Origin of the sequence: Mycobacteroides sp. CBMA 271 (assembly GCF_009729205.1) — a bacterium.
Taxonomy (GTDB): domain Bacteria; phylum Actinomycetota; class Actinomycetes; order Mycobacteriales; family Mycobacteriaceae; genus Mycobacterium.
Genome location: NZ_VTHB01000003.1, coordinates 357,125 through 383,660, shown reverse-complemented (window position 1 = coordinate 383,660; position 26,536 = coordinate 357,125). Strand labels below are relative to the sequence as shown.

Annotated in this window: 22 protein-coding genes; 12 read left to right on the top strand and 10 right to left on the bottom strand. The window is 64.3% G+C overall.

Going from position 1 to position 26,536, the window contains the following annotated elements; genetic code table 11:
* Window positions 1-14: 14 nt before the first annotated feature.
* Window positions 15-2,639, bottom strand: a complete 2,625-nt coding sequence (locus tag FZI91_RS10570; RefSeq protein ID WP_162525696.1) for an AAA family ATPase — start codon at window positions 2,637-2,639, stop codon at window positions 15-17.
* Window positions 2,636-3,793 (bottom strand): exonuclease SbcCD subunit D, encoded by a 1,158-nt coding sequence (locus FZI91_RS10565; RefSeq protein ID WP_162525697.1) that lies wholly within the window; start codon window positions 3,791-3,793, stop codon window positions 2,636-2,638. The genes FZI91_RS10570 and FZI91_RS10565 overlap by 4 nt, the downstream gene beginning before the upstream one ends.
* A gap of 134 nt (window positions 3,794-3,927) precedes the next feature.
* Here FZI91_RS10565 and FZI91_RS10560 point away from each other — a divergent pair, with 134 nt between their 5' ends.
* Window positions 3,928-4,476: a histidine phosphatase family protein gene (locus FZI91_RS10560; protein WP_155938933.1), complete on the top strand. Its 549-nt coding sequence runs from the start codon at window positions 3,928-3,930 to the stop codon at window positions 4,474-4,476.
* An 8-nt stretch (window positions 4,477-4,484) separates the two neighbouring features.
* Here FZI91_RS10560 and FZI91_RS10555 read toward each other — a convergent pair whose 3' ends face one another.
* The 3 genes from FZI91_RS10555 to FZI91_RS10545 are packed head-to-tail and all read right to left on the bottom strand — an operon-like array spanning window position 4,485 to window position 6,120.
* Entirely contained in the window at window positions 4,485-5,003 is a 519-nt protein-coding gene (locus FZI91_RS10555) for a DUF3558 family protein (protein ID WP_155938932.1), read from the bottom strand.
* 32 nt (window positions 5,004-5,035) lie between these two features.
* Window positions 5,036-5,593 carry a DUF3558 domain-containing protein gene (locus FZI91_RS10550; protein WP_155938931.1) on the bottom strand — a complete coding sequence of 186 codons (558 nt, stop codon included), beginning with the start codon at window positions 5,591-5,593 and terminating at the stop codon, window positions 5,036-5,038.
* Window positions 5,590-6,120, bottom strand: coding sequence for a DUF3558 domain-containing protein (locus tag FZI91_RS10545; protein WP_155939097.1), 531 nt, complete (start codon window positions 6,118-6,120; stop codon window positions 5,590-5,592). The genes FZI91_RS10550 and FZI91_RS10545 overlap by 4 nt, the downstream gene beginning before the upstream one ends.
* A gap of 152 nt (window positions 6,121-6,272) precedes the next feature.
* On the opposite strand from FZI91_RS10545, the gene FZI91_RS10540 reads away from it, so the two are divergent.
* From FZI91_RS10540 to FZI91_RS10530, 3 genes are all read left to right on the top strand, one after another.
* Window positions 6,273-8,030: an ABC transporter ATP-binding protein gene (locus FZI91_RS10540; protein WP_203448781.1), complete on the top strand. Its 1,758-nt coding sequence runs from the start codon at window positions 6,273-6,275 to the stop codon at window positions 8,028-8,030.
* On the top strand, window positions 8,027-9,922 hold the full coding sequence (locus FZI91_RS10535) for an ABC transporter ATP-binding protein (protein ID WP_162525698.1): 1,896 nt from the start codon (window positions 8,027-8,029) through the stop codon (window positions 9,920-9,922). Before FZI91_RS10540 ends, FZI91_RS10535 begins: the two co-directional genes overlap by 4 nt.
* A gap of 101 nt (window positions 9,923-10,023) precedes the next feature.
* The gene (locus FZI91_RS10530) at window positions 10,024-10,590 is read left to right on the top strand and encodes a hypothetical protein (RefSeq protein WP_162525699.1); all 567 of its coding nucleotides are present in this window, start codon (window positions 10,024-10,026) and stop codon (window positions 10,588-10,590) included.
* 6 nt (window positions 10,591-10,596) lie between these two features.
* Here the strand turns inward: FZI91_RS10530 and FZI91_RS10525 are convergent, their stop codons facing one another.
* The 3 genes from FZI91_RS10525 to FZI91_RS10515 all read right to left on the bottom strand — a co-directional run bounded on the left by FZI91_RS10525 (window position 10,597) and on the right by FZI91_RS10515 (window position 13,402).
* Window positions 10,597-10,803, bottom strand: a complete 207-nt coding sequence (locus FZI91_RS10525; RefSeq protein ID WP_155938929.1) for a hypothetical protein — start codon at window positions 10,801-10,803, stop codon at window positions 10,597-10,599.
* A gap of 17 nt (window positions 10,804-10,820) precedes the next feature.
* Window positions 10,821-12,131: an HNH endonuclease signature motif containing protein gene (locus FZI91_RS10520; RefSeq protein WP_155938928.1), complete on the bottom strand. Its 1,311-nt coding sequence runs from the start codon at window positions 12,129-12,131 to the stop codon at window positions 10,821-10,823.
* A gap of 74 nt (window positions 12,132-12,205) precedes the next feature.
* Window positions 12,206-13,402 carry an MFS transporter gene (locus FZI91_RS10515; protein WP_239001681.1) on the bottom strand — a complete coding sequence of 399 codons (1,197 nt, stop codon included), beginning with the start codon at window positions 13,400-13,402 and terminating at the stop codon, window positions 12,206-12,208.
* A gap of 87 nt (window positions 13,403-13,489) precedes the next feature.
* Here FZI91_RS10515 and FZI91_RS10510 point away from each other — a divergent pair, with 87 nt between their 5' ends.
* The 6 genes from FZI91_RS10510 to FZI91_RS10485 all read left to right on the top strand — a co-directional run bounded on the left by FZI91_RS10510 (window position 13,490) and on the right by FZI91_RS10485 (window position 19,480).
* Window positions 13,490-13,909, top strand: coding sequence for an HIT family protein (locus tag FZI91_RS10510; RefSeq protein ID WP_155938927.1), 420 nt, complete (start codon window positions 13,490-13,492; stop codon window positions 13,907-13,909).
* 69 nt (window positions 13,910-13,978) lie between these two features.
* Window positions 13,979-15,235 (top strand): MFS transporter, encoded by a 1,257-nt coding sequence (locus FZI91_RS10505; protein ID WP_155938926.1) that lies wholly within the window; start codon window positions 13,979-13,981, stop codon window positions 15,233-15,235.
* Between the two features lie 24 nt (window positions 15,236-15,259).
* Complete coding sequence (locus tag FZI91_RS10500; RefSeq protein ID WP_162525774.1) at window positions 15,260-16,093, top strand: mycofactocin-coupled SDR family oxidoreductase; 834 nt, start codon at window positions 15,260-15,262, stop codon at window positions 16,091-16,093.
* Window positions 16,090-17,457 (top strand): FAD-binding oxidoreductase, encoded by a 1,368-nt coding sequence (locus FZI91_RS10495; protein ID WP_155938925.1) that lies wholly within the window; start codon window positions 16,090-16,092, stop codon window positions 17,455-17,457. The genes FZI91_RS10500 and FZI91_RS10495 overlap by 4 nt, the downstream gene beginning before the upstream one ends.
* Window positions 17,458-17,514: 57 nt before the next feature.
* Window positions 17,515-18,756 (top strand): cytochrome P450, encoded by a 1,242-nt coding sequence (locus tag FZI91_RS10490; RefSeq protein ID WP_155938924.1) that lies wholly within the window; start codon window positions 17,515-17,517, stop codon window positions 18,754-18,756.
* Between the two features lie 103 nt (window positions 18,757-18,859).
* On the top strand, window positions 18,860-19,480 hold the full coding sequence (locus tag FZI91_RS10485) for a TetR/AcrR family transcriptional regulator (RefSeq protein WP_155938923.1): 621 nt from the start codon (window positions 18,860-18,862) through the stop codon (window positions 19,478-19,480).
* On the opposite strand, the gene FZI91_RS10480 is transcribed toward FZI91_RS10485, so the two are convergent.
* Together FZI91_RS10480 and FZI91_RS10475 are read right to left on the bottom strand one after the other, a co-directional pair.
* Window positions 19,383-20,579, bottom strand: a complete 1,197-nt coding sequence (locus FZI91_RS10480) for an acyltransferase (RefSeq protein ID WP_162525775.1) — start codon at window positions 20,577-20,579, stop codon at window positions 19,383-19,385. The two genes, FZI91_RS10485 and FZI91_RS10480, sit on opposite strands and share 98 nt — an antisense overlap.
* Window positions 20,576-22,399 (bottom strand): DEAD/DEAH box helicase, encoded by a 1,824-nt coding sequence (locus tag FZI91_RS10475; protein WP_155938922.1) that lies wholly within the window; start codon window positions 22,397-22,399, stop codon window positions 20,576-20,578. The genes FZI91_RS10480 and FZI91_RS10475 overlap by 4 nt, the downstream gene beginning before the upstream one ends.
* Before the next feature lie 105 nt (window positions 22,400-22,504).
* Here FZI91_RS10475 and FZI91_RS10470 point away from each other — a divergent pair, with 105 nt between their 5' ends.
* Together FZI91_RS10470 and FZI91_RS10465 are read left to right on the top strand one after the other, a co-directional pair.
* A complete protein-coding gene (locus FZI91_RS10470) occupies window positions 22,505-23,056 on the top strand; it encodes an LppP/LprE family lipoprotein (protein WP_162525814.1) in 552 nt (183 codons plus the stop codon).
* 36 nt (window positions 23,057-23,092) lie between these two features.
* Complete coding sequence (locus tag FZI91_RS10465; RefSeq protein ID WP_162525776.1) at window positions 23,093-26,533, top strand: TM0106 family RecB-like putative nuclease; 3,441 nt, start codon at window positions 23,093-23,095, stop codon at window positions 26,531-26,533.
* Window positions 26,534-26,536 lie beyond the last annotated feature (3 nt).

Below are 26,536 nucleotides of genomic sequence, written 5' to 3'. Positions count from 1 at the left end.
GGAAGCCAGGTCGCCTAGGCCGACAAGCTGATTCGCTGCGCCCCGGTGACCGCGTCGTACCGGTCGGGGCTGCAGGTCAGCACGATCACCTGTGCCTCGGTGCCCACGGCGCCGAATACCTCGCCCATGCGCTCCAGTCTCTCGCTGTCCGTGAAACCCAGTGCATCATCGATGATGACCGGCACCGCATCCTGAGGTGCCACGAGTGCGGCACTGGCCAGCCGCGCCACGATACCCAGCTGTTCCTTCGCGCCGCCCGATAGCGACTCATAGGGAACGGTCCTACCCTCCAGGGTGCGGCTGCGGATAGTCAGGTCGCTGTCAACATCCACTTCGAAGGTGGGACCGAAGACCATGCGGCCCAATCGTTCCAGTTCCGCGCGGAAGGGATCCACGTAGCGCAGCCTCATGCCGTCACGATGCCGCAGCATCACCGATCGCAGCGTGTCGACGGCGCGGGCCTTCGCCCCGATCCGCGTGAATTCCGTTGTTGCGTACTCATGTTCGGAGGCAGCGACGTCCAGCTGATCCTTGCGCCCCTGCCTGCCGAACACCTCCAGACGTACCGAGATATCACGAAGCTGATGGCGCAGCGACTCATGGCGCTGATCCAAGGTGAGGGCCTGCGCGGAAACTTCGGCGAGTTCGGCGCTCACCCGCTCGGCTTCCAACGCCGCCAACTGGCCCGCCAGATCGGTGACTCGGCGTGCGGTCAGATCGGCTGCGCGCACCGCATCGCTACAACGCTCGGTGAGTGCATCGTCGGATGCCGAGGCCCGCACCTGGGACAAACGCTGCTCGGCCGCCGCCAACTCTTCAGCACGCGCCGCTCGCTTCTCCCGCAATACCGTTGCCTCGGTACCCTTCTCAGCGAGTCGCTGGCCCGATATCTGAGCCGCTTGCCGATGAGTGACCTCTTCGGCCTGCAACCGCTGCACCTCGGATACGAGCCTGGTCACCTCGGCACGGGCGTGCGCCGGATCGATGGCATCCCACAGCCCGGTGGCCTCCGGCGCCAACTCACGCAGCCGGGTGAGCTTCTCACGCAACACCTCGAGGTTCTCGGACCCCAGCAAGCCGTCGAGGAGGGCCGTCAACCGGTCACGTTCGGCGATCAACTCGGCGCGCCGTTCGTACTGCTGCTGCGCCTCCGTGGCATCGGCGACACCGGCAGCGGCCAGCGCTCCAGACAATGTCTCGCGGGCGTTCTCCAGTTTGTCACGCAGCTGAGACGCGTTGGCCCCCGGAATGATACGGGTTACCGACACGCCGGGAGCGGTGATCTCGATGGTGTCGGTGGCCGTGCCCGCCCACGTCTCCCCCGCCGCGACCCGTCTCAGTTCACCGTTGGCGGTGATCTGCACGTCGGCCAGCGCACGCACCTCGACCTGCGCGGAGGCGGTCTCCAGGGCCACCTCCGCCATCCCCAACGTCCGCGCCGCTGCGTCGATCGACGCCAGCGTCTGCGCGGTGATCGCCATTGTGTCGAGCTCCGCGCCGACGGTCGTCAACTGCCGGGCCGTCAGATCGATACGCGACACCCTGGCCGCGAGCCCATCCACCTCATCGCGGGCCATTACCCGATCCAAGGTGTCCCGGGCAGACTGCACACGGGTACGGGTGCAGTCCACCGCTTGTGTGCTATCGGCTGCCGCGGCCTCGGCAGCCTCAGACACTTGCTGCGCCGTCGCGTGCTCGGCCACCGCGGCGGCAAGCTGTTCGGCCAACCCGTTAATCGCGGTTCGCCGGGTCCGGAGATCGGCGATCAGCTGGGCCCGCTCGTCACGTTTCGCCTGTGCCGCCACTGCGGCGGTCTGCGCCGCCTCGGCAACCACCGTCGCAGTGACGCGCTGTTGCGCAAGCATCGAAACCGCTTGGGAGGCTTGCTCTAACGGAACCAGACGATGGCCGACTTCCACACGGTCACCGATCACAGAGGCGAGTTCCCGGGTCAGCTCGTCATGCTGGCGGACCTGCTGATCGACCTCGGCCACGGCCGCATGCGCAACGGCCAGGGCCTCCTCGGCGGCGGCTAGTCGCGCAGTGGCCTTGGACCATTCGCCGGTAGCGCGACCGGTTCCGGTGAAGTACAGCCCGTATTCTGTGTCGATCCGTTCCACCAGATCGGGCTCGCTGCCCGATAGCGCAACCGATTGCCCGGCAGCCAGATCCAGCGCCCGCGTGAGTGCATCACTCGACGACAGATCGAGCACACCCGCCCCTGCTGATTGCAGAACGCGTTGCGCCTTCCACAGATTCATGTCGATTGACTGGTCGAGCATGTCCAGCACTCGCTGATGCGCCTCATCGCCGGAGAGTTGTTCGCGTCGCGGCTCGATGATTGTCAGGTGCGTCTCGGCGCGCTTGTGGAAGCGTTTGCGATACACGAACCGATAAGGACCGCAACTGATCTCGGCCTCAATCTCGGAACCGACATCAGCGAAGGTCGGCTTGACCTGTTTGACATCCTTCTTAGTGGAGCGGTCCTTGGATTCGATAAGAAGATCCAGCGCCTCGATCATCGACGTCTTGCCGATCTCGTTGGCACCGCTGACCACCACGACCCCGCGATCAGGAAAGGTGATGTCGCGGTGCGCGATTCCGCGATAGTTGGTAACAGAGAGCCGGTGCAGCTTCACGCCGCCGACCCTCGTCTGGTTGCGGCACTAGATGCCAGCCGCAGCAGCAGCGACAGCGCACCCTGCGCATCCTCGGACGCCGCACCGCCACCGGTCGCCATTTCCTTGAGCTCGATGATCGCCGTCTCAGCGAAACCCCCAACACCAAGATCGCTGAACTCGCCATCGGCGGGCACCACGGCAATGTCGGTGTGCCGCTCCCACGGCCGCAGGCTCGCGAACAGTCGGGTGTACTTGTCCAGGCATTCCTCGAGCATGGCGTTATCGGTCACGCTGAGAGTCCCGGTCAGTGCATGCCGCACGACGGTGCGTTCCTTATCCTCGAACAGTTCGAGGTTGAGTCCCAGATCGGCGATATCGCGCGGGTTGTCCACCGACCGTCGCAGGGTCACAAATCGCCACCGGCCGACGTGATGCGTGTTGACCTGCACCGCACCCGATTCGTCCATATCCACCACCAGCGCATGCCCCGGATCGGATTCGACATCGTCGTAGTTGGTGACCTCGGGCGCGCCGGAATACCAAACTCGCCCGCTGGGGCCCACCTCAGTCCGGGAATGCTTGTCCCCCAACGCCACATAGTGCACCGCGCCACGGGCAATGGCGTCCTCGACGGCCTGCAGAGCAATAAGCGCGGGCTTCGTCGGATCCGGATCGAGAACATCGACGCCGCCGTGGGCCACCACGATGCGCCGGGTGCCGTCGGCGGTCAGTCCCTCCAGCTGCTCGGCCACCAGATCATGCGTGGGCGCCTTCGATCGCCACGGCACCGCGACCAACTCGACACCGTCGGCTACCCGATGCACTCCGGCAGCGTCCAGCACATGGACGTTCGACGGCTTCTCGGCCAAGAACAGCTCGCTGGAGTACACCGAGGCGGCATCCAACGGGTCATGATTGCCGGGCAGGAGGTAGATGTCGACGCCGACTCCGCGCATGACCTCCAGGGCCTGGCTGATGACGCGGGGCGCGAGCTGATTGGACTCAAAGACGTCTCCGCACACCACCATGAAGTCGCAACCGTGCGCCACAGCAACGTCCCCGAGCGAGGTGATCACCTCTCGACGCGCGGCTGAGTACTGCGGCTGGGCCTCGCCGGCAAGGAAATGCCGGGTCATGCCGAGCTGCCAATCAGCGGTGTGCAGGAACTTCACATGCCGGAGTCTATGGCTGTCGACCGACAACCTCCGGGAGGCTGAGCGTGATCTCGCGCAGCCCGGCACTCCATCCATCCCCAGGTCCATCATTTGCCCGGCGCTCGTCGCATCGCGGGGCTACGGTACGTCTCATGTCGCCAGACACCGTTGTCGGTCTTCGCGCAAGCGGCTCATCCGCGGTGAAGCGAACTCTCATCCTTATGCGTCATGCGAAATCGGCCTACCCGCCCGGCGTCGACGATCACCAGCGTCCGCTGAACCTGCGTGGCACCCGGCAAGCGACTCAGGCGGGGACCTGGCTGCAGGATAATTTCAGTCGGATCGACGCGGTGCTGTGTTCAACCGCCACCCGGACGCGCGCGACGCTGACTCAGACCGGCGTGCACAGTCAACTCGTCAGGTTCAGCGACAAGCTGTACGACTCGACGGCGGGGATCACTCTCGGAGAGATCAATGCCGTGCCCAATTCCGCGATCACCGTCCTTGTTGTCGGACACGAACCCACCACGTCGCAGCTGGCGCTCGCCCTGGCCAACGCGGGCACCAGCAATGCCGATGCCGCCAACCGCATCTCCACGAAGTTTCCGACCTCGGCGATCGCGGTCCTGACAACTCGGGTGCCCTGGTCACAGCTCGAATTGGGTGGGGCGTCGCTCACGACGTTCCACGTGCCGCGCTAGCGGCCTCCTCAGACTTTCTCCGCCACTTGGGTGGACAACTTCATCGCGCAGTGGCAGGCATCCGACGATGCACCGTGACCGCCGCCGAGCAGCGTGACCGCCACTTCGAAGAACTGGCCCTCCCCGTACTCCAAGGCGGTGACGCACATCCCGTAGGTCGAGCTGATGAAACCGCTCTTTCCCCCGGCCGAGAAGTCCTTGACCTCGTCCCGCGTCCGTTCCTCACCTTCACGTTCGCGCCCGATCGGGCTGCCCCTAAACCAGGAGAGGGTGACGCTCGGCAGCGCACTCCACGATCCGTTGGGCGACCAGGTGCACCCCACCGGGGTTTTCGCGATCAGCTTGAGGTCGGGGCGGCGCACCACCGCCGAAACGTCGGGTGTGGTGAGGCTGCCGCACTCGGAGTACGCCGGGCCTAACCGAATATCGTCCGCGGTCGACACATGGTGGCCGCCGTGTTCGTGGTGGTCGCTGGAGCATCCGGCGCCGAGCAGGATTCCCGGGGCCAGCACAGCACTCAGGAGCATCCCGACGATCCGGGACGAGCGAACACGACGCGTCAGATATTCACTGACAGCGTCATCTCCATCAATTTGATTGCCTGCGTGCATGAGTCTCCGCCTTGGCCCTGCGGGTTGACCCACCATCCAACAACACCTGCGGTGTCGCTGGCAACTCCGCAGGCGCCCGGCTGATCCGGCGGCCTCATCACAATTGACGGGATCCCCTGGATCGCCCGTTCCTGGACGTTGTATTTGAGGCTGTTCGCTGTGGCCTTCTCGGCCTCTAGGCTGCCGGTCTCGAACCAGAAGCGGGTGATGTCGACCAGTCCGCCGCTCTTACTCAGCGCCTGCCAACGGCAGAGCGCACCCACGAAGGTGCTCTGGATATCTCTCGGGTCCGCATCAACGACCTTGGCCAGGACGTCTGTGGTGAGGACTTCGCATTCCTTGAGCAGGTTGGGGTACTTCTGCTCGGCGGGCGTGCCGTCCCCCAAATCACCGCTTCCCGCCATGACCGCCTCACCGTCGACGGTGCCACCACAGCCGGCGGACCCCAGCGTGACGAGTGCGGCGCACGCGACCGCGAACAGTGACTTAGTAATCCGATGCGTCATTTCTTGGCCGCCTTGATGGAGGTCTCGGTCAGCTGCTTGGCCACGTCGCAGGAATCGGGGGCGCCGGTTCCGGCCTCGAAGTTGATGGACCATTCGATGAAGTCGTTGCCGAAATCCATACCGATCTCACAGAGAGTGTTCTCGGTGCCCGGGTACCCGCCCATGGCGATGAATCCCTTGTATCCGGCGATCTCGATGTCCTCGACGCTGGGACGCGTCCGCTCTTCGGTCGCCCGCTCGCGGCCGATGGGGCTGCCGCGATACCAGTTGAACGAGAAGTGCGGGCCCACGATGCTCCCGCCCCGGAGCCAGACACATCCGACGGAATTCTTGGCGGTGCCGGTCAGGCCGACGATCTTGGTCAGCTGCATCATGGCCTGATCGCTAACGCCTCCGCACTCCGAGAACATTGGACCTTCGACGCCCTTGGACTTGGTCTGCGCCGGTGACGTCGCGTTGGGCGCAGTGCCATTGGGCTGGTCGGACTTATCGCCGCCCGAGCAGCCTGCCAACACCAGTGCAACCATCACCAAAGCGACAGCACACTTGCTCCACACGTTGCGTGAATCCAGGCCCAATCTCACATGTGCACTGTAGCGGCAGAAACATGAGTCTGTGCTGAGCTGCGGGTTTGTTGCCGGTGGCGTGTGCGACAGTTGTGCCCATGCCTCAGGGTCAGTTGCGGGCCCTCCTAGGACGTTACGTCCGCCCGTACCGCCGCCTGGTCGGTGTCGTCGTCACGCTGCAGATCGTCAGCACATTGGCGTCCTTGTACCTGCCGACCGTCAATGCGGCGATCATCGACGACGGGGTGGCGCAAGGCGATACCCGCACTATCGTGCGACTCGGCATGGTGATGCTCGCGGTGACGCTGGTGCAGATCTCCTGCTCAATCGGCGCCGTGTTTTTCGGCTCCCGGACGGGGATGGGCTTCGGCCGCGATATGCGCTCGGCGCTGTTCCACCACGTCACCGGATTCTCGGCCGAGGAGTCGGCGCGGTTCGGCGCGCCCACACTGCTGACCCGCACCACCAACGACGTGCAGCAGCTGCAGCTGCTGGTCCAGGTCACCTGCACCATGTTGGTGACGGCCCCGATCATGTGCATCGGCGGCATCGCCATGGCGATCCACCAGAACGCGGGGTTGTCGTGGTTGCTCATGGTGAGCATGCCCGCGCTCGGATTGGTCAACTGGTACATCGTGCGGTCGATGCTGCCGATCTTCCGCACGATGCAACGGCTCATCGACGGCATCAACCGGGTCATGCGGGAGCAACTTTCCGGCATTCGGGTCATTCGCGCGTTCACCCGAGAAGCGGTGGAGCGCACACGATTTGGTGTTGCCAACGCCGAAGTGTCCGAGGCGGCGTTAGCCGCCGGCCGGTGGCAAGCCCTGATGCTGCCCACCACCTCGTTGGTCATCAACACCTCGAGCGTGGCGCTGATCTGGTTCGGCGGGATGCGCATCGACCAGGGACAGATGCAGGTGGGATCGCTGGTGGCGTTCCTGTCCTACTTCCTGCAGATCCTCATGTCGATGATGATGCTCACGATGTTGGCCGTAATGGTGCCGCGCGCATCGGCATGCGCCGAACGGATCACCGAGGTGTTCGAGACGGTTGGTTCGATCACGGCACCCGAGGATCCAATCGGCGTCGACGTACTGAATCCCACGGTCCAGTTCACGGACGCGGGGTTCCGTTACGCCGGGGCTGAACGCGCCGTCCTGGAAGGTGTTTCGTTCACAGCGAGGCCGGGGACGATTACCGCAGTGGTGGGCGCGACCGGGTGCGGCAAGAGCACCCTGCTGTCGCTGGTTCCTCGCCTGCACGACGTGACCGCCGGCTCGGTGCGGGTGAGCGGTCACGATGTCCGGCGCTACGACCCCGAAAGCCTGTGGACGGTAATGGGTTTGGTACCGCAGCGGGGGTACCTGTTCTCCGGGACGGTGGAGAGCAATCTGCGCTATGGCAAGTCGGACGCCACCGAGGACGAGATGTGGGAGGCATTGCGGGTGGCGCAGGCGGCGGATTTCGTCCACTCGCATGCCGCGGGTCTGCAGATGCCGGTATCGCAGGGCGGTGTCAATTTCTCGGGCGGGCAGCGGCAGCGCATCGCCATCGCGCGTGCGGTGATTCGCCGTCCGAGTATCTACCTGTTCGATGACGCCTTCTCGGCGCTAGATGTGCGTACCGATGCGCGACTACGGACGGCACTACGGTCGGTTGCCGCCTCCGCGACGGTCATCGTGGTGGCACAACGTGTCTCGACCATCGTGGACGCCGACCAGATCGTCGTCCTGGAGGACGGCCGAGTGGCCGCGGTGGGTTCCCACGCCGAGCTGATCGAGTGCTGCGGAATGTACCGGGAGATCTGCGACTCGCAGGCGGTGGTGCTGCCGATGAGCCACTTGAGCGAAGAGGATCACGCCCAGTGACGCGGCCAATAGGTTTCCGGGGCGTCCAGCAGGGGCCGGCGGAACGTTCCCGCGACTTCCGCGGTACCGCACTACGCATGGTGAAGCGCCTTGCTCCGCAACGGCTTTTGACAGTCTTGGTGATCACATTGTCAATGACAGGAATCGCGATCGGCGTGATCGGGCCGCGGATCCTGGGGCACGCCACCGATCTGTTGTTCAACGGGGTGATCGGCCGGGAACTGCCCGCGGGGCTCACCAAGGAACAGGCCATCGCAGCCGCCCGCACACGCGGAGACGGGCAGTTCGCGCAGATGCTCTCCGGCATGAATGTGACGCCCGGGGTGGGTGTCGACTTCCGCGAGGTGGGCGCGACCTTGGCGTTGGCCTTGGGTTTGTATTTGGTGGCCGGATTGCTGGCCTGGGCGCAGGCACGATTGCTCAACGTCACCGTGCAGCGCACCGTGGTGTCGTTGCGCGCCGATGTGGAAGACAAACTGCACCGGCTTCCGTTGTCGTACTTTGATTCCCGTCAGCGCGGCGAGGTTCTCAGCCGCGTCACCAACGATGTGGACAACATCCAGACATCTCTGCAGATGAGCATCAACCAACTGCTGAGCTCCATGCTGACCTTGGTGGCCGTACTGGCCATGATGTTGAGTATTTCGCCACTGTTGGCGCTGATCACCGTGACGACGGTGCCGTTGTCGCTCTGGGTGACGCGCACCATCGCGCGGCGCTCACAACGGTTGTTCGTGGCGCAGTGGGCCAATACCGGGAAGCTCAACGCCCATATCGAGGAGACATACAGCGGCTTCACCATCGTGAAGACCTATGGGCATCGCGCCTCGGCAGAGGCGGAGTTCGCCGAGCGGAATGCCAAGGTGTATCGCAGCGCCTTTGGCGCGCAATTCTTCTCCGGGTTGGTGTCTCCCGCGACAGCGTTCATCGGGAACTTGAGTTATGTGGCGGTGGCGGTGGTGGGTGGTCTCAAGGTTGCCTCCGGTGACCTGACGCTGGGGAGCATCCAGGCATTCACGCAGTACGTGCGGCAATTCAACATGCCGCTGACGCAGGTGGCCTCGATGTACAACACCTTGCAGTCCGGACTGGCCAGCGCCGAAAGGGTATTCGAGCTGCTCGATGCCGACGAAGAAACGCCGGATCCCGCTTCTCCGGTTTCAGTTCCAGCCGGGTCTCCCCGTGTGGAGTTCGACGACATCAGCTTCGGCTACTCCCCCGGCACTCCGGTGATCGATGGGCTCACGCTGCGCGTCGAACCGGGACAGACGGTGGCGATCGTAGGGCCGACCGGGGCAGGAAAGACCACGCTCGTGAACCTGCTCATGCGCTTCTACGACGTCGATTCGGGACGGATACTGCTTGACGGCGTGGATATCTCGACGATGAGGCGGCACGACCTGCGGTCGCGAGTGGGGATGGTGCTGCAGGACACCTGGCTATTCGGCGGCACCATCACCGAGAACATTGCCTACGGGCAACCCGGGGCATCCATGGATGAGGTACATGAGGCGGCACGTGCCGCATATGTCGACCGGTTCGTGCAGACGCTGCCTGACGGATATGACACCAGGATCGCGGACGACGGCGAGAACGTCAGCGCCGGCGAGAAGCAATTGATCACCATTGCGCGGGCGTTTCTGGCGCGACCTCAGCTGCTGATACTCGATGAGGCGACCAGTTCGGTGGACACCCGCACCGAGCTGCGGATTCAGCGGGCTATGGCCGAGTTGCGCCGGGACAGGACGAGTTTCATTATCGCCCATCGGCTTTCCACGATCCGAGATGCCGACCGCATCGTGGTGATGGACGACGGCAGCGTGGTCGAGAGCGGCACCCATGCGGAACTGTTGGCCCGCCGCGGTGCCTACTTCGCGATGACACAGGCTTAGAGCTGCGGTGCGCACGCACGCGTTCTCGGGCGGAGATGTCGGTGGTACGCCCCATACTGCGGATAGCAAACTGAAACACAGATACCGACAGGGGAAGACAAGTGACCAACGAACACAACCAAGAATTGACCGATGCACTGGGCGCCAACACCATGGCACAAATCCATGCAACACAATCAACGGAGGGATCGGCTAGCGACTTACAGCAGTCATTGACCACAGCCATGCATGCCACAGACGAATCGACCGCCACATCGTCGTTTCTTTCAAGCAACATCGCTGGATTGACCGGAAGGTTGCAGGAGAATCTGTCGGCCAGTGAGTCTCTTCGCGAGGCGGTATGGCACATGTCGCAGGTCAGTCAACAAGTAGCGAATGCCCTGCTCAACAACAGGACGAGCACCGAAACCCTGGCAGGATGCTTCCCCGCATCAACCCTGTCCAACAACCAATTGACCGCATCGACCGACAACCTGTCTCCGAAGATCGAATCCCTGCAAGAGCAGATCGCCAGACTCAATCTGTCCATAGGTTCACTTACAAATGTGATCGAACAGTCGATGCGGGCCCAGAACAATACTGATGCGCAACTCATGGAGCTTTGCAAACTTCTTGCAGACCAGTGGGGGCCTCAACCAGTCGACAGCACCAACGGCGACCGGTGGTAGCCGGACTCAGCTGCGGCGCATAACGATTGCGGCGCCGCCTGCGAGCACGATGACGACGGCAAGCACCAGGGCCCAACCGAGACCGGCCATCCACCACACGGCTCCCAGGACCGCCAGCACCGGGACGGCCGCGAACAGCGCCATCCCGGGATGCTGCCGGATCACCGCCAGCGCGGCGTTCGCCCGCTGCCTGTCGATTTCTTTACCAGCCATAACACCAGCATGCCAGGTCATTCGGTTGGGCGCACCGACTCAAACCCGAGCAGTTTGTCGAGGTCGAGTTGTGGTGGGGGTATCCATTGGGTGGTGCCGTCTGGTTGTTTTCGGGTTTTCCAGCCGTGGTTGAGGAGGCGGTGGTGGGCGGGGCAGGCGAAGGTGAGTCGGTCGATATCGGTGTGGCCGCCCGTGGCCCATTCGTTGATGTGGTGGACTTCGCAGAGGTATCCGGGAACGCCGCAGCCGGGGTGGGTGCAGCCGCGGTCCTTGGCGTGCAACACGATCCGCTGATCGGGGCTGGCGATCCTCTTGGTGCGGCCCAAATACAACGGGCGGCCGTGGTCGGTGAAAATCGTGAGGTAGTGGTGGGCGTGGGCGGCCATGCGGATGAGGTCGCGCATGGGCAGGCGGGTGCCGCCGCCGGTGATCGCAACACCCGCGGCCTGCTCCAACTCGTGCAGGGTGGTGGTGACCACGACGGTGACGGGTAGGCCGTGATGAGAACCCAATTCGCCGGACATCACGCTCGAGCGCAGGCATGCGCGCAGCGCATCATGATTGCGTTGTCCTGCGGTGCGGGCGTCGCGTTCGGCGGCCTCGGGTGCGGGTTCCCCGTCCACGGTGGGTGTTTGGTCGTTCGGGTTGCACATGCCAGGGGCCGCGAGCTTGGCGAAGACGGCATCGAGGTAGGCGCGGGTTTCGGGATCCAACAAACCCGAGATCGGTGACATACCGTCGAAACCCTGCTGCCCGATCGTCAACCCGCGGCGCCGGGCCCTGTCGATGTCGGAGAACTCGCCGTCGGGGTTCAGTAGCGCCATCATGCGTTCGGCGCCGGTGCGTAGTTGTTCGGGCCGAAACCGCACCGCCATGTCCGCCAACTGCTCTTCGGCGCGTTCGCGGGTGGGCGCATCGACCACTACCGGGAGTCGGTCAAAGAATTGGCGCACCACCCGCACGTGTTCCTCGCCGACCTCGCCGCGCCCGAATGCGTCCGCCATGTTCGGCAGTTGTGGTGCCAACACCTCACCGGTTAACGCGCGCCGCGGCGCCAACTGTTCGGCATCGGAGATCCTTCGCCGGGCGGCACCCTTACTGATATGCAGCCGCTGTGACAACACATCCTGGAACGACGTCCCACCCAACTCCACCGGGGAAGCCTGCGTTGTCACCTTCGGGATTAACCCCAGCCCGCTGGCCGACAGACGTCGCTGCACCACCTCCAACCGGGCCAGAACCGTCAACGCCTGCGCGGCAGTGAGCTCGACGGACATGTCGGACCCGAAGGCGTCGGCCGCCTCCTCCAACAATCCAATCGAACGCATGTGCTAACACTAACGACACCCACCGACAAAATTCCGCGGTATGTGACACCAGAAACCAAAGTGACAGAAGAGAATTAGCGATCCACGTCGGCTCGCGCCAGCACGGTGATCAACCCTGCCAACGCGATGGCACCCGCCGCGAATGCCACAGTGACATGCCACCCGAACCACTCCACGGCAGTCGCACCGAACGCAGTTCCCAGACTCCCGCCGACGAAGTAGACAACCATGTAGGCGCTGTTGAACCGCGCCGGCGCGTCGCGTTGGATCGCGAGAACGGTGCTCTGGTTTGCCACTTGGGCCGCGAACAATCCGGCGTCGAACAAACCAAGGCACACGAACATCGCCACGCTGTTCGACAGCGCCACACTAGAACCCAGCGCCGCAATCAAGGCCACGGCCAGCCCGATGCCAACGACCCTGCGCGCTCCGACACGATCAGTCCACACCCCCGCGAGCCGCGTCGCTCCAATACCGGTCAATCCCGCAAGAGCGTAGAGACCGATCCGCTCCGGTGAATACGAATACGGCGCCTCCGACAGCGCTACTGCCAGCCCCGACCACATCACACAGAAGGCGAAGAACCACAAGGCACCCCGTCCCGCAGCGAGCCGTAACGCACCGCATCGACGGTAGAGCCCTGGAATACCTCGGATGGTAGCGAGATAACCCGTGGCGTTGGCGCCGGAAGCGCGAGGCAAGACGGCGAACGACGCCGCGCCGAGGATCGCACACGCAGACGCGAACACCAGAATCATTCCGCGCCAGCCGATCAGGTCAGCCAACCAGCCTCCGACGATTCGACCGGCCAGAATGCCCGCCGAGATTCCGGCGGTGACGATCCCGAGAACGGTCGCTTGGCGGCGGGTATCGGCGAAGCGCGCTGCCACCGAACTAAGTTGCGCTCCAACCGATGACGCCGCACCTACCATCCCTATCGCCATCCCGAGGATCCACGCACGTCCTGCGGTCGCGTTGACCACCAACGCCATTGCCATCATCACGAACTGAAGACTCACCACACTTCGGGGCGCGAACCGGTCGACAAGCGGAACCAAGACGCCCAGCCCGACCAGGTAGCCGACCGGACCACAGGCCAGAGCCACACCGACGTCGGCAATCGACCCATGGACCGACCCGGCCACCATGGCGATGGCCGGCTGCAGCGGATAGATCGTCGCGGTACCGACACCCGCCGCAAGGGCCATAAACCAGACCGTGGAGCGGGACAGCACGGCGGGAACGGGGGGCGGACGCAACTCGGTAACCATGCCGCAACGCTAAGAACCCCGCGAGGGCTGCGCTGGCGGGAATCGGCCGACATAGTTGACCGACTAAGACCCCGCTACGGTGTGCTCATGTCGTGTGTCTTTTGCGCCATCGTCAGCGGGGAGTCGCCCTCGTTCCGTGTCTACGAGGATGAGGCGACGCTCGCCTTCCTCGATATCCGCCCCGTCACTCGCGGACACACCTTGGTGATTCCGAAGGCCCACGCTCAGGACCTCGTGGATCTCAAGCCCGAGGACGCGGCCGCCATCATGACGGTCGGCCAGCGCATCGCCAACGCCATCAGGGGTTCGGAACTACGCAGCGACGGCACCAACCTGGCTCTCAACGACGGCCGCGTCGCGTTCCAGACGGTCATGCACGCACACCTGCATGTGGTGCCCCGCCACGGCGGCGACAAACTGTCCTTCGCAAAGGGATTCGTCGTCCGTCGCGATCCTGACCTGGAGGGAACCGCCCGGATCATCCGCGAGGCAATCCAGGTCAACTAGCCGGGTGCCGGCCCTACCCAAGAAACTCGCTCGACCTACGGCCAGACCGCTGTTAGTTTTTCGGGCGACATGTCCACTCCGACGGCGAGTTCGCCGACAATCGATCAGGTGAATCGCCGGCCGGTTTTCCTACTGCTCTTCGCATCCGTCGTGGCCGCCATCGGCAACGGCATATCGATCGTTGCGCTCCCCTGGCTCGTGCTGCAGCGCACCGGATCTGCCGCGGACGCAGCCATCGTCGCCGCCGCCGGAACCCTGCCGCTGGTCTTCTCGACGCTGATCTCGGGAACCGCCGTCGACTTCTTCGGGCGCCGCAAGATGTCGATCGCCTCCGACGTGCTCTCGTTTCTCTCGGTCTCGGCCATACCGATTCTGGCGATGACGACCGGACTCAGCGTCCCTCTACTCGCGGCCCTCGCCGCAGTCGGCGCGCTCTTCGATCCCGCCGGAATCACTGCCCGCGAATCGATGCTGCCCGCCGCTGCCAAGGCCGCAGGATGGTCACTGGACCGGATGAACAGCATGTACGAGGCGGCCTTCAACGTCGCGTACATCGTGGGCCCGGGTCTGGGAGGTCTGCTGATCGCCGCCATCGGGGGCGTCAACACCATGTGGGCTACTGCGGCAACCTTTGTGGTGTCCATCCTGGCGATCGCCTTCCTCAAGGTCGATGGTTCCGGGGCACCAGCCACCGAAACCCGGCCCACGGGTGTGTTCAGCGGTGCGGTGGAAGGACTGAAGTTCGTCTGGAGCGTCAAGATCCTGCGCACCCTCGCCCTCATAGATATGGCGATCACCGCGCTGTACCTGCCGATCGAAAGCGTGCTCTTTCCCAAATACTTCAGCGACAAGGGAACACCACAACAGCTCGGCTGGGTGCTGATGGCAATCTCCGTCGGCGGACTCATCGGAGCGCTCGGGTACGCCACCATGGTGCGCCACGTCAAACGCCGCACCATCATGTTGTGCGCCACTTTCACCGCCGGCGCAACCACATTGGGTATGTCACTGCTCCCGCCGATCGCCATCCTGCTGGTGCTGTGCGCATGCCTGGGATTCATCTATGGACCGGTCGCACCTATTGCCAACTATGTGATGCAGACCCGCTCCCCCGAGCACCTGCGCGGACGGGTGGTCGGTGTGATGACATCCACCGCGTACTGCGCCGGACCGCTGGGATTCATGCTCGCGGGGCCGATCGCCGACCAGTTCGGGATCGCGTCGACGCTGACGATTCTCGGGGTGCCCATGCTTCTTATCGCCATCGCCAGCACCCAGATGCCCGTCTTACGTGAGTTGGACCATGCCGAACCGCAACCGTCGTAAATCAGGCTCGGTAGGGTCGGCTCCGTGGCTGACTTCGAGGGAAAAATTGCACTGATCACCGGCGGCGCGCGGGGCATGGGCCGCTCGCACGCCCTTGCGCTTGCCGAGGCGGGCGCCGATATCGCGCTCTGCGATAGATGCGAGAACAGCGACGTCGTCGGGTATCCGCTGGCGACCGAGGACGATCTGGCCGAGACGGTCGCATTGGTCGAGGCGACCGGACGAAAGTGCATCGCGACCAAGCTCAACGTCACCGACCGGCCGGCGCTGGAGTCTTTCGTCGCCGAGGTCGAGGACGCGCTCGGCGGCATCGATATCGCCATCGCCAACGCCGGGGTCAGCACCATCGCACTGCTGCCGGATGTCGAGTCCGCGCAATGGGACGAGGTCATCGGGACCAATCTGACCGGCACCTTCAACACCATCTCGGCCGTCGCGCCCGGGATGATCAAACGGAACTATGGCCGGATCATCACCGTCTCCTCGATGCTCGGGCACAGCGCGACGTGGGCGCAGGCGTCGTACGTCTCATCGAAGTGGGGTGTCATCGGATTGACCAAGGTCGCCGCGCATGACCTCGTCGGGTACGGCATCACCGTCAACGCCGTCGCGCCGGGCAATATCGAAACCCCCATGACCCAAAACGATTTCGTCTGGGGCACCATGCGACCCGATCTGGAGAAGCCGACCCTCAAGGACGTCGAGTCTGTCTTCGCGGGGCTGCACCTGCAATATGCACCGTTCCTCAAGCCCGAGGAAGTCACCCGCGCGGTGCTGTTCCTGGCGCATGAGGGCAGCTCACACATCACCGGCACCGTGCTGCCGATCGACGCCGGTGCGACCGCCCGAATGATATGAAATCGGACGCACTGACTGAGCTCGCCGACCTCCTCGGCGAGGGCGCGGTGATCACCGATCCCGACATCACCGCGTCGTACCGGCAGGACCGCGCGTTCGATCCGGACGCGGGTATGCCGCTGGCCGTGGTGCGTCCGAGCAGCACCGAACAGGTGTCCCAGACGCTGCGCTGGGCCAGCGCCCATCGGATCGCGGTGGTGCCCCGCGGCGCCGGAACCGGATTGTCGGGTGGCGCCACCGCTCAGAACGGTGCCATCGTGCTGTCGACCGAACGGATGCGCGGCATCACGATCGACACCACCACCCGGGTCGCCATCGCACAGCCCGGAGCCCTCAACGCCGAGGTGAAGGCGACCGCCGTCGAGCATGGACTCTGGTACCCGCCCGACCCGTCGTCGTTCGAGATCTGCAGCATCGGCGGCAACATCGCCACCAACGCCGGCGGGCTCTGCTGCGTCAAATACGGCGTCACTACCGACTATGTGCTGGGCATGCACGTAGTGCTGGCCGACGGCACCATCCTGCGATTGGGCGGTCCGCGACTCAAAGATGTTGCCGGACTGAGCCTTACCAAGCTTTTCGTGGGCAGCGAGGGCACACTGGGCGTCATCACAGAGGTCACCCTGCGGCTACTTCCGCCGCAGCCGCCTCCGTGCACCGTGGTCGCGACGTTCAATTCGGTGGCCGAGGCCGCCGCCTCGGTGCTCGCGATCACCGCCCAGATCAGACCCTCGATGCTGGAGTTCATGGACTCGGTGGCGATCAACGCCATCGAGGACAAGCTCAGGATGGGACTGGACCGTAAGGCCGCCGCCATGCTAGTGGCCCGTTCGGATGAACGCGGCAGGACCTCGGCCGACGACGCCGAGCTGATGGCCCGGGCCTTCACCGATCACCATGCCGCCGAAGTCTTTTCCACCGACGACCAACAAGAGGGCGAGGCCTTCGTCGCGGCACGCCGGTTCGCGATCCCGGCCGTCGAAGCCAAGGGGCCGCTGCTCCTCGAAGACGTGGGCGTCCCGCTACCGAAGCTCGCCGAACTGGTGCAAGGTGTGGAAGCCATTGCCACGCAACACCGGTTACTGATCTCGGTGATCGCGCATGCCGGCGACGGCAACACGCACCCGCTCATCGTGCATGACCCCAATGACCCCGACGAATCCCGGCGCGCCCACGCGGCATTCGGCGAGATCATGAATCTGGCGATCTCACTCGGCGGCACTATCACCGGCGAGCACGGCGTCGGACGGCTCAAGAAGCCCTGGCTGGGTAATCAGGTCGGCCCGGAGGTGCTGGAGGTCAACCGGCGCATCAAGCAGGCCCTCGATCCGGACGGAATCCTCAACCCCGGCACGCTGATCTGACCCCAACGGGCCGAACCAGGTATTGACACCTGGGGCGACATGCCTTAAACATAAGACATGTCAGTTGATATGTCTCACATGGTTGCGCCGCGTTACATCCCGGGAGCTTCTGACAACTGGACCAATCCATGGCCGATGTACGCGGCACTTCGCGATCACGATCCGGTACATCACGTGGTTCCCGAGCACAATCCCGACGACGACTACTACGTGCTGACCCGGCACGCCGATATCTATGACGCCGCGCGCGACTGGGAGACCTTCTCCTCGGCCAAGGGCCTCACCGTCATGTACGGCGACCTGGAAAAGACCGGCATGGGCGACAACCCGCCGTTCGTCATGCAGGACCCGCCGACGCATACCGGCTTCCGCAAGCTGGTCTCGCGCGGCTTCACCCCGCGCCAGGTCACCGCCGTCGAGCCCAAGGTGCGCGAGTTCGTGGTGGAACGCCTTGAGCGGCTTAAGGAGCGCGGCGAAGGCGACATCGTCGTCGAGTTGTTCAAACCGCTGCCGTCCATGGTCGTCGCGCACTATCTCGGGGTGCCGGAGGAGGATCGCCAGCAGTTCGATGCCTGGACCGACGGCATCGTCGCGGCGGCATCCGGTGGCGCCATCGACATCGAGGCCATGCAGGGCGAGGTCGCCCAGACCATCGGCGAGCTGATGATGTATTTCTCCGGGCTCATCGAGCGGCGGCGCGCCGAGCCCGAGGACGACACCGTTTCCCACCTGGTCGCCGCGGGAGTGGGCGCCGACGGGGATATCTCCGGAACCCTCCAAATCCTCGGCTTCGCGTTCACCATGGTCACCGGCGGAAACGACACGACCACCGGGATGCTCGGCGGCGCAGTGCAACTGCTGCAGCAGAACCCCGAGCAACGCCAAAAGCTGATCGACGATCAGTCACTCATTCCGAGTGCCGTCGAGGAATTCTTGCGGCTCACCTCTCCCGTGCAAGGACTGGCTCGCACCGTCACCAGGGACGTCACCATCGGTGACGCCACCATCCCCGCCGGCCGTCGCGCACTCCTGATGTACGGAAGTGGCAACCGGGATGAGCGCGAATACGGCGACACCGCAGCAGAATTGGACGTCACCCGGAATCCACGCAACATCCTCACGTTCAGCCACGGCAACCACCACTGCCTGGGGGCGGCCGCGGCGCGCATGCAATCGCGCGTCGCGCTCGAAGAATTGCTCACCCGCGTACCCAATTTCGAGATCGACCTAGACGGGGTCACGTGGGCAGACGGTTCGTATGTGCGGAGACCCATGTCGGTGCCCATCCGCGTGCAATGATGGTCAGATGAGCCGCTTGCGTGAAGAGCATGAACCGGCATGAGCCGCTTGCGCGAAGAGCATGAACCGGCATGAGCCGCTTACGCGAAGAGCACGCACCAGCATGAGTTGGCTTGCCGATAGCCGCACCTCGGTGGCCGCCGAGAAGATTCTCGACGCGGCCGCCGAGCTGTTCGTGCGGGACGGCGTCGCCGCCGTCGGCATGAACGAAATCGCCAAGGCCGCTGGATGTTCCCGCGCAACGCTGTACCGGTACTTCGAAAATCGCGAGGCACTGCACATCGCGTACGTGCACCGCGAGGCCCGATCGATCACTCAGCAGGTCGCCACCGACGTCATCGGTATCGACGATCCGGCCGAGCGTCTGGTCGAAGCGATGCTCATCTCGCTCAGCATGGTTCGGGAAAACCCCGCACTCTCAGCCTGGTTCCGTCCCGGTGAACATTTCGGCGGATCGTTCGGTCTGCACTCCGAGGTCATCAACGCAATGGTGTCGGCCTTCGTTTCGTCCGACAGCGTCGCCCCGGAGAGCACACTGACTCACCTCAAGGCGAAATGGTATGTCCGGGTGATCGTCTCCCTGCTCGCCTATCCCGAAGACAACCCGGAGGACGAGCGGACACTGCTCACGGAGTTCGTGGCGCCCATGATTTCCGCAGACGCGAACCCCATCCCAGCAGCACCTGCACGGTCCGGTGAATCAGCCACGAAGCGGGCACGCTGACCACCATTGTCACCAGGAAGACGATGACCACCGAACCGGTGTAGACGTGGTAATGCAACAGGTCGACCATCACGATTTCCATCAGGATCATGTGGATGAGGAAGAGCTCATAGGAGATCTCGCCCAGCCACACCATGGGCCGCGAGGCGAGGAACCTGACATACCACCCGTTGTCGCCCAGCCCGGCAGGAGCGACGAGCAGCGTCGCAATCACCACGTAGAAAATCGATTTCGTCAACGCCTGCGGCAACGCCCAGGGCGACGTGGTGGGGTCTCCGGCAATCCGTGTCGAGACGATCAGGTAGCAGATGATCGCTAGCGGCACCGTCACCATCGCGTAGCAGCGCACACCCATAACGGAGAGAACGGCCAGAATCATGCCGCCGACAAACCAGGACAGATAGGCCGGCAGCCACAACTTGGAACCGTCGGGGAAGGCGCTGATGGTGTACACCAACGTCATCCACACCGGCGTCATCAGAGCCAACGCCGCAAGCCCAGCGAGCAGCCGCACCGGGTGCCACTGTCCCCCACAGAGTTTCTTGACCAGCAGCCACGCCAGGAACGGCAGAGCGACATAGAACGCCGCCTCCACCGCGAGGCTCCAAATCTGCGTCATCCCTTGGTGGATGTAGCGATACCCATAGTTAGAGGTGTAGATCTGGGTGAGCGTGAGGTTTCGGAGCAGCCCCAGCCAGGTGTGTCCGGGGTTCGGATACTGGTCCCGAATGTGATACCAGATGTAGGCGATGGCCACCAGAATCCAGTACGCCGGCATGATGCGCCGAAACCTGTGCCAGGCATAACGTTTCACCGAGGGTGCCACCGTGTTGTTGGCAGCGGCCCGCACCCAGGGCAGGAACAGCAAGAATCCCGACAGCACGAAGAACATCGGCACGCCGATCTCCAGGCGAGACTGCAGCAGATGGAAATAAGCCCGCCATGGCGAGACCCCGTCCACCACATAGTTGCCGGTGCTGTACGCCGCATGGGTGGCGACCACGAGAGTCGCGGCCACCGCACGAACCCCCGTGAGCGCAGCGACACGCCCCGGCCCCGTCGCAACCGGGGCGCGACGGGCCTCGGTCACCGCGGTCACGGCTTTTTCGGAGACCGCTTCGGCCTCTTCGCGCCCGAATGCTCGTGGCCCGTGTGCTTACGGTCGGAATGCTTGCGTTCCGTGTACTTACGGTCGGGGCGCGCGGCGCCATCCGACTTATCGGCGGGCCGCAGCTCGATGAGCACACCGGAGATCCGGGTGCTCTCCAGAGCCTTCAGCGTCTTGGCCGACATCTTGGCGGGCAATTCGACGAGCGAGTGGTCTGGACGGATAGTGATGTGCCCGAAATCGCTGCGGTGCAAACCACCTTCATTGGCGATCGCACCCACGATGGCGCCAGGCATCACCTTGTGTCGCTTGCCGACGGCGATGCGGTAAGTCGCCAAGCCGGGAGTTTGTTGACGTGGCTCGCGGGGCCCGCGTTCGGGGCGCTCCCCACGTTCCCCGCGCTCTTGGCGCGGATCACGGGGAGGATCGGGTTTCAGCAGGAACTGCTCACCGTCTCGCGACAACACCGCCAGCGCCGCGGCGATATCGGCCACTGGCACGTCGTTATCGCGTTCGTAGTCCTCGACGAGCCGACGGAAAAGCTCGATCTCCGGGGCCGCGAGCGCCGCGGTGATGGCATCGCGGAACTTCGTCACACGCTGGGCATTGACATCGTCAACCGAGGGCAGCTGCTCCTCGGCCAGCCTGGCGCCGGTGGCCTTCTCGATGGCCTTGAGCAGATGCCGCTCACGCGGCGACACGAACAACACCGCCGTTCCCGAGCGGCCAGCGCGACCGGTGCGTCCAATGCGGTGGACATACGACTCGGTGTCGTGCGGAATGTCGTAGTTCAGTACATGCGAGATGCGCTCGACGTCCAGACCGCGCGCGGCGACATCGGTGGCAACGAGGATGTCGATGGCGCCGCTCTTCAAGCCATTGATGGTTCGCTCGCGCTGTGACTGGTTGATATCGCCGTTGATCGCGGCCGCCGCGAACCCGCGCGCCTTGAGCTTGTCAGCCACCTCCTCGGTGGCTTGTTTGGTCCTGACGAACACGATCATCGCCTCGAAGGTCTCGACCTCAAGGATCCGGGTGAGCGCGTCCATTTTGCGATGTCCGGCCACCTGGATGAAGCGCTGGGTGATGTTCTCGGCGGTGGAAGTCTTCGCCTCGACCTTGATCTCGACCGGATCATGCAAATACTTCTTGGTGAGCCGGCGAATCGTCGCGGGCATGGTGGCCGAGAACAGCGCCACCTGCTTGTACTCGGGGGTATCGGCCAGGATGCGCTCGACATCCTCGGCGAAGCCCATGGTGAGCATCTCGTCAGCCTCATCGAGCACCAGGTAATCCAGGTGCGACAGATCAAGCGTTCCGCGCTCCAAGTGGTCAATGACGCGACCGGGGGTACCGACCACCACCTGAGCGCCACGCTTGAGCCCAGACAACTGCACCACGTAGGACTGTCCACCGTAGATCGGCAGCACGTTCAGCTTGGGCAGATGGGCGCCGTACCGGCCGAAGGCCTCGGCGACCTGCAAGGCCAGCTCGCGGGTGGGCGCAAGCACCAGCGCCTGAGTGTTCTTGGAGGTCAGATCGATTTTCGACAGGATCGGGATGGCGAATGCCGCCGTCTTCCCCGTTCCGGTCTGCGCCAAACCCACCACATCCGAGCCCGCGAGCAGCGGAGGGATGGTGGCGGCCTGGATCGCCGAGGGCGTCTCGTATCCGACGTCGGACACCGCACGCAGCACCGCAGGGGCGATCTGCAGGTCCGCGAAGGTGACGGCGGCGTCCGCTGGTTGCGCGTGCGACGACTCGGCGGTGTCGGGCGCTGTGTTGTTTGGCGAGGCATCTGGGGAGGTCATGACGCTATGAAGTGTAGGCGCACCCACGCCAATCTCCCGCCTCCGTGGCATAGCGGATAAAAGTCGGTAGTGTCCGGGGCCGTGCGAAGGATGACGAGGACACCGGTGCTCGTCGCTCTGTTGGCCTCCTTGTCGGTGCTCGCCGGCGCATGTACCGGTGGTGACAGCACGGTGTCCAAGACACCGACCAACACCATCACGTCCCCGCCGTCATCCCCTGGACAGGCCGGCGCGTCGGGCAAGCCAAAGCCTCCGCCGTCACCCACCGACGATTGCGCGGTCAATCTGAAAGACCCGGCCGTCGCGGCAGCCATCGCGCTGCTACCGCCCGCTCCCAACAGCGAGGCCACCTGGAACCCAGTGCCCGTGGCCGGGAATTACAACAAGTGCGCGGCATTGTCGGCGATCATCGTCACCAACAGCAGCGGAGCCACCCACACGACTGATTCCGCCACCCGCGCGGTGTTCTTCCACCAGGGCGGCGTGATCGCGCACGGTGTCCCCGACACATACGGCTACAACGCCATCGACCTGTCCGCCAGCACGTTGGACACCGTCGTGCTCAACTTCTCCAACGGCATTCCTGGTCTGGAGAGCGTGGTGTCCTTCCGCTGGAACGGATCTGGCGTCGAAAAGGTGCAACAGGCCGGGCAGTAGCCGCGATCCGTCGGTACCGCCACATACAGTGAGCGGGTGTTCGTCCTCGACGGCCGGGTCGTCTACAGCGCCTCGGATCTTGCCTCCGCCGCGCGTTGTGAATACGCCCTGCTGCGGGGGTTCGACGCCAAACTCGGCTGGGGACCGGCACCTCCGCGTGACGATGAACTGCTGGCCCGCACCGCCACTTTGGGTGACGCCCATGAGGCGCATCACCTCGCCGAATTGCACGAGCGTTTCGGTACCGGGGTGGCCAACATTGCGCGCCCCAGGTTCACGCTCGATGGCCTTCAGGCCGCGGCGGCGGCGACCACCCGGGCCTTCGATGAGGGGCATCCGGTCGTGTACCAGGCCACGATGTTCGACGGGAGATTCGTCGGTTTCGCCGATTTCGTGGTCCGGGAGGACGACACATACCGCGTCTGTGACACGAAACTAGCCCGCAGCGCCAAGGTGACGGCGCTGCTGCAGTTGGCCGCCTACGCCGATAGTTTGACCGCGACAGGTGTGCCGGTGTCCGCGGAGGTGCGGCTGATTTTGGGTGACCGTTCGGCCGTCGACTATCCGGCGGCCGATCTGATCGGCGTCTACCGCCAGCGACGAATCCAATTGCAGGAGTTGCTTGATCGCCATCTGGCGGGCGGCTCTCCCGTGCACTGGTCCGATGACACCGTGCGCGCCTGCTTCCGCTGTCCGGTCTGCGAACCGGAGGTCGAACGCACCGATGATCTGCTGCTGGTCGCGGGCATGCGGGTCAGTCAACGGGCGGCACTCCTGGAGGCAGGGGTCGGTAGCGTCACACAGCTGGCCGCAGGCCCGCGGCCCGTCGTCGATCTATCAGCGCGCAGCCTGCAGCAGCTGACCGCCCAGGCCGAGTTGCAGATTCGCCAACGAGACAGTGGTACACCGCAATTCGAGGTAGCCGACCCGGTTCCGTTGGGAACACTGCCCGCACCGAACCCCGGCGACATCTTCTTCGATTTCGAGGGTGACCCGCTATGGACCGAGGATGGCGTGCAGTGGGGGTTGGAGTACATGTTCGGCGTTCTCGAGTACGACCGATCCGGCGGCGAGAAATTCCGGCCGATTTGGGCACACGACCGCCGCAGCGAGCGCAAGGCGCTGATCACCTTTCTGGACCTGGTCGCCAAGCGTCGACGCCGCTATCCCGGGATGCACATCTACCACTATGCGGCCTACGAGAAGACCGCGCTGCTGCGTCTGGCCGGACGGTACGGCGTGGGCGAGGAACAGATCGATGAGCTGCTGCGAGAGAACGTGCTGGTAGACCTGTATCCCATTGTGCGCAAAAGCATTCGGTCGGGTAGCAGCGGTTACGGGTTGAAGGCCCTGGAGCCACTGTTCATCGAGTCTGGCAAGCGCTCCGGCGAGGTCACCACCGCGGTGGATTCGATCAATGAGTACGCGCGATACTGCGCGCTGCGCGATAACGGCGATCCCGCCGCGCAGGAAGTGCTGGACTCTATCGCCGAGTACAACAGGTATGACTGCGCCTCGACCCGCAAGCTGCGGGATTGGTTGTTGGTGCGGGCTTTCGAACACGGCATTACCCACCTGTCGTCGGCGGGTGATGCCGGAGCCGAGGCAGAAGAGCAGGAGCCAGACTCGGTGGGCCTGACGCTCGCCAACTTCGTCGGAGAGAGTGCGCCCGGGGATCGGACGACCGAGCAGACCGCCGCCGCCATGGTGTCCGCGGCGCGCGGGTATCACACCAGAGAACGAAAGCCATTCTGGTGGAGCCACTTCGACAGGCTGAATAACCCGGCCGACGAGTGGTCCGATGCCGCCGGCGTCTTCATTGTCGAAGCTGCCGAGCTGGTCGAGGACTGGCACAAGTCCGGCAGCCAGCGCAAGCTCCGACGGCATGTGAAGGTGACGGGCGATCTGGCCGGGGGTGTCCTCGACGACAGCATCTACGCGCTCTACGAGCCGCCGGCCCCCGCCGGGCTCGGCGACGGCGATCCCGATCGTCGGGCCGCTGGTTTGGCAACTGTTCTGGAGATCACCGAATCCGGTGGCGTCCCCGTCGAGGTGACGATCCAGGAGCTCACCCCCAAAAATGGTGAACCGTTTCATGCATTCCCGATGGCGCTGGCGCCCGGTGCGCCGGTAAGAACCCAGGCCTTGGAGGCCGCGATCTCCCAGGTGGCTATCGATGTGGCGGACGGGTTGCCCGCGATGCCGCAGACCGCGTCGCTGGATATCTTGTTGCGCCGCAACCCTCGTGGTGGCGCGCTGCCGACGGTGGCAGATGGCGAGTACGCCGGGGCGATCACTTCTGCGTTGCGCGACCTGGATTCTTCCTACCTGGCCGTGCACGGGCCTCCCGGGACCGGCAAGACGTTCACCGCGGCCCGCGTCATCGCCGAACTGGTGACGCGGGATGGCTGGCTAGTCGGGGTGGTAGCGCAATCTCATGCCGTCGTGGAGCACCTCTTGGATCAGGTGGTCGCGGCCGGGGTGCCTCCCGAGCGTGTCGCCAAGAAGGCATCGCCCTACAGCGGGGATGCGGCGTGGACCCAGATTCGGGATAGCGACTATGCCGGGTTCATCGCCTCACATGCCAGCGATGGTGCCGTGATCGGCGGCACCGCATGGGATTTCGCGAACGTGGGACGGGTGCCCGATGGCGCGCTGCGCCTGCTGACCATCGACGAGGCGGGCCAGTTCAGTCTGGCGAACACACTTGCGGTGGCAAGGGCAGCACAGAACCTGCTGCTGCTTGGCGACCCACAGCAGCTGCCGCAGGTGTCGCAGGGCGTGCATCCAGAACCCGTGGACACCTCGGCATTGGGCTGGCTAGTGGAGGGGCACGGCGCGCTGCCCGCCGCGCGCGGATACTTCCTGGAACGTTCCTATCGGATGCATCCGGCTCTATGCCAACAGGTTTCACAGCTGTCCTATGACGGCGAGCTGGAGTCCGCGGCGCCGATGCGCTCGTTGGCCGGGTACACACCGGGTGTCCGGACCCTGCTGGTCCACCATGAGGGCAATGCCACCAGTAGCCCGCAGGAGGCTTCCGCGATCGCCGCCGAGATTGAGGCACTCATCGGCGCGGACTGGACCGACGAATCCGGCACACGGTCGCTACAGCAGTCCGATGTGTTGGTGGTCGCGCCGTACAACGCGCAAGTATTGACGTTAAGGACCACGCTGGCCGCAGCGGGGCTCGACGAGGTGCTGGTGGGCACCGTCGACAAGTTTCAGGGTCGGCAGGCGCCGGTGGTGTTCGTGTCGATGACGGCGTCGGCTGTCGACGACGTCCCGCGAGGGATGTCGTTCCTGTTGAATCGCAATCGGCTGAACGTCGCGATCAGCCGGGCGAAATACCAAGCGACCATCGTGCGCTCCCCCGCGCTGACCGAGTACCTGCCTGCCACACCCGACGGACTGGTGGAGCTGGGAGCGTTTCTGGCGTTAAGTCCCGATCCGAGCAATAACGCCGTGCCAGACTGAGGC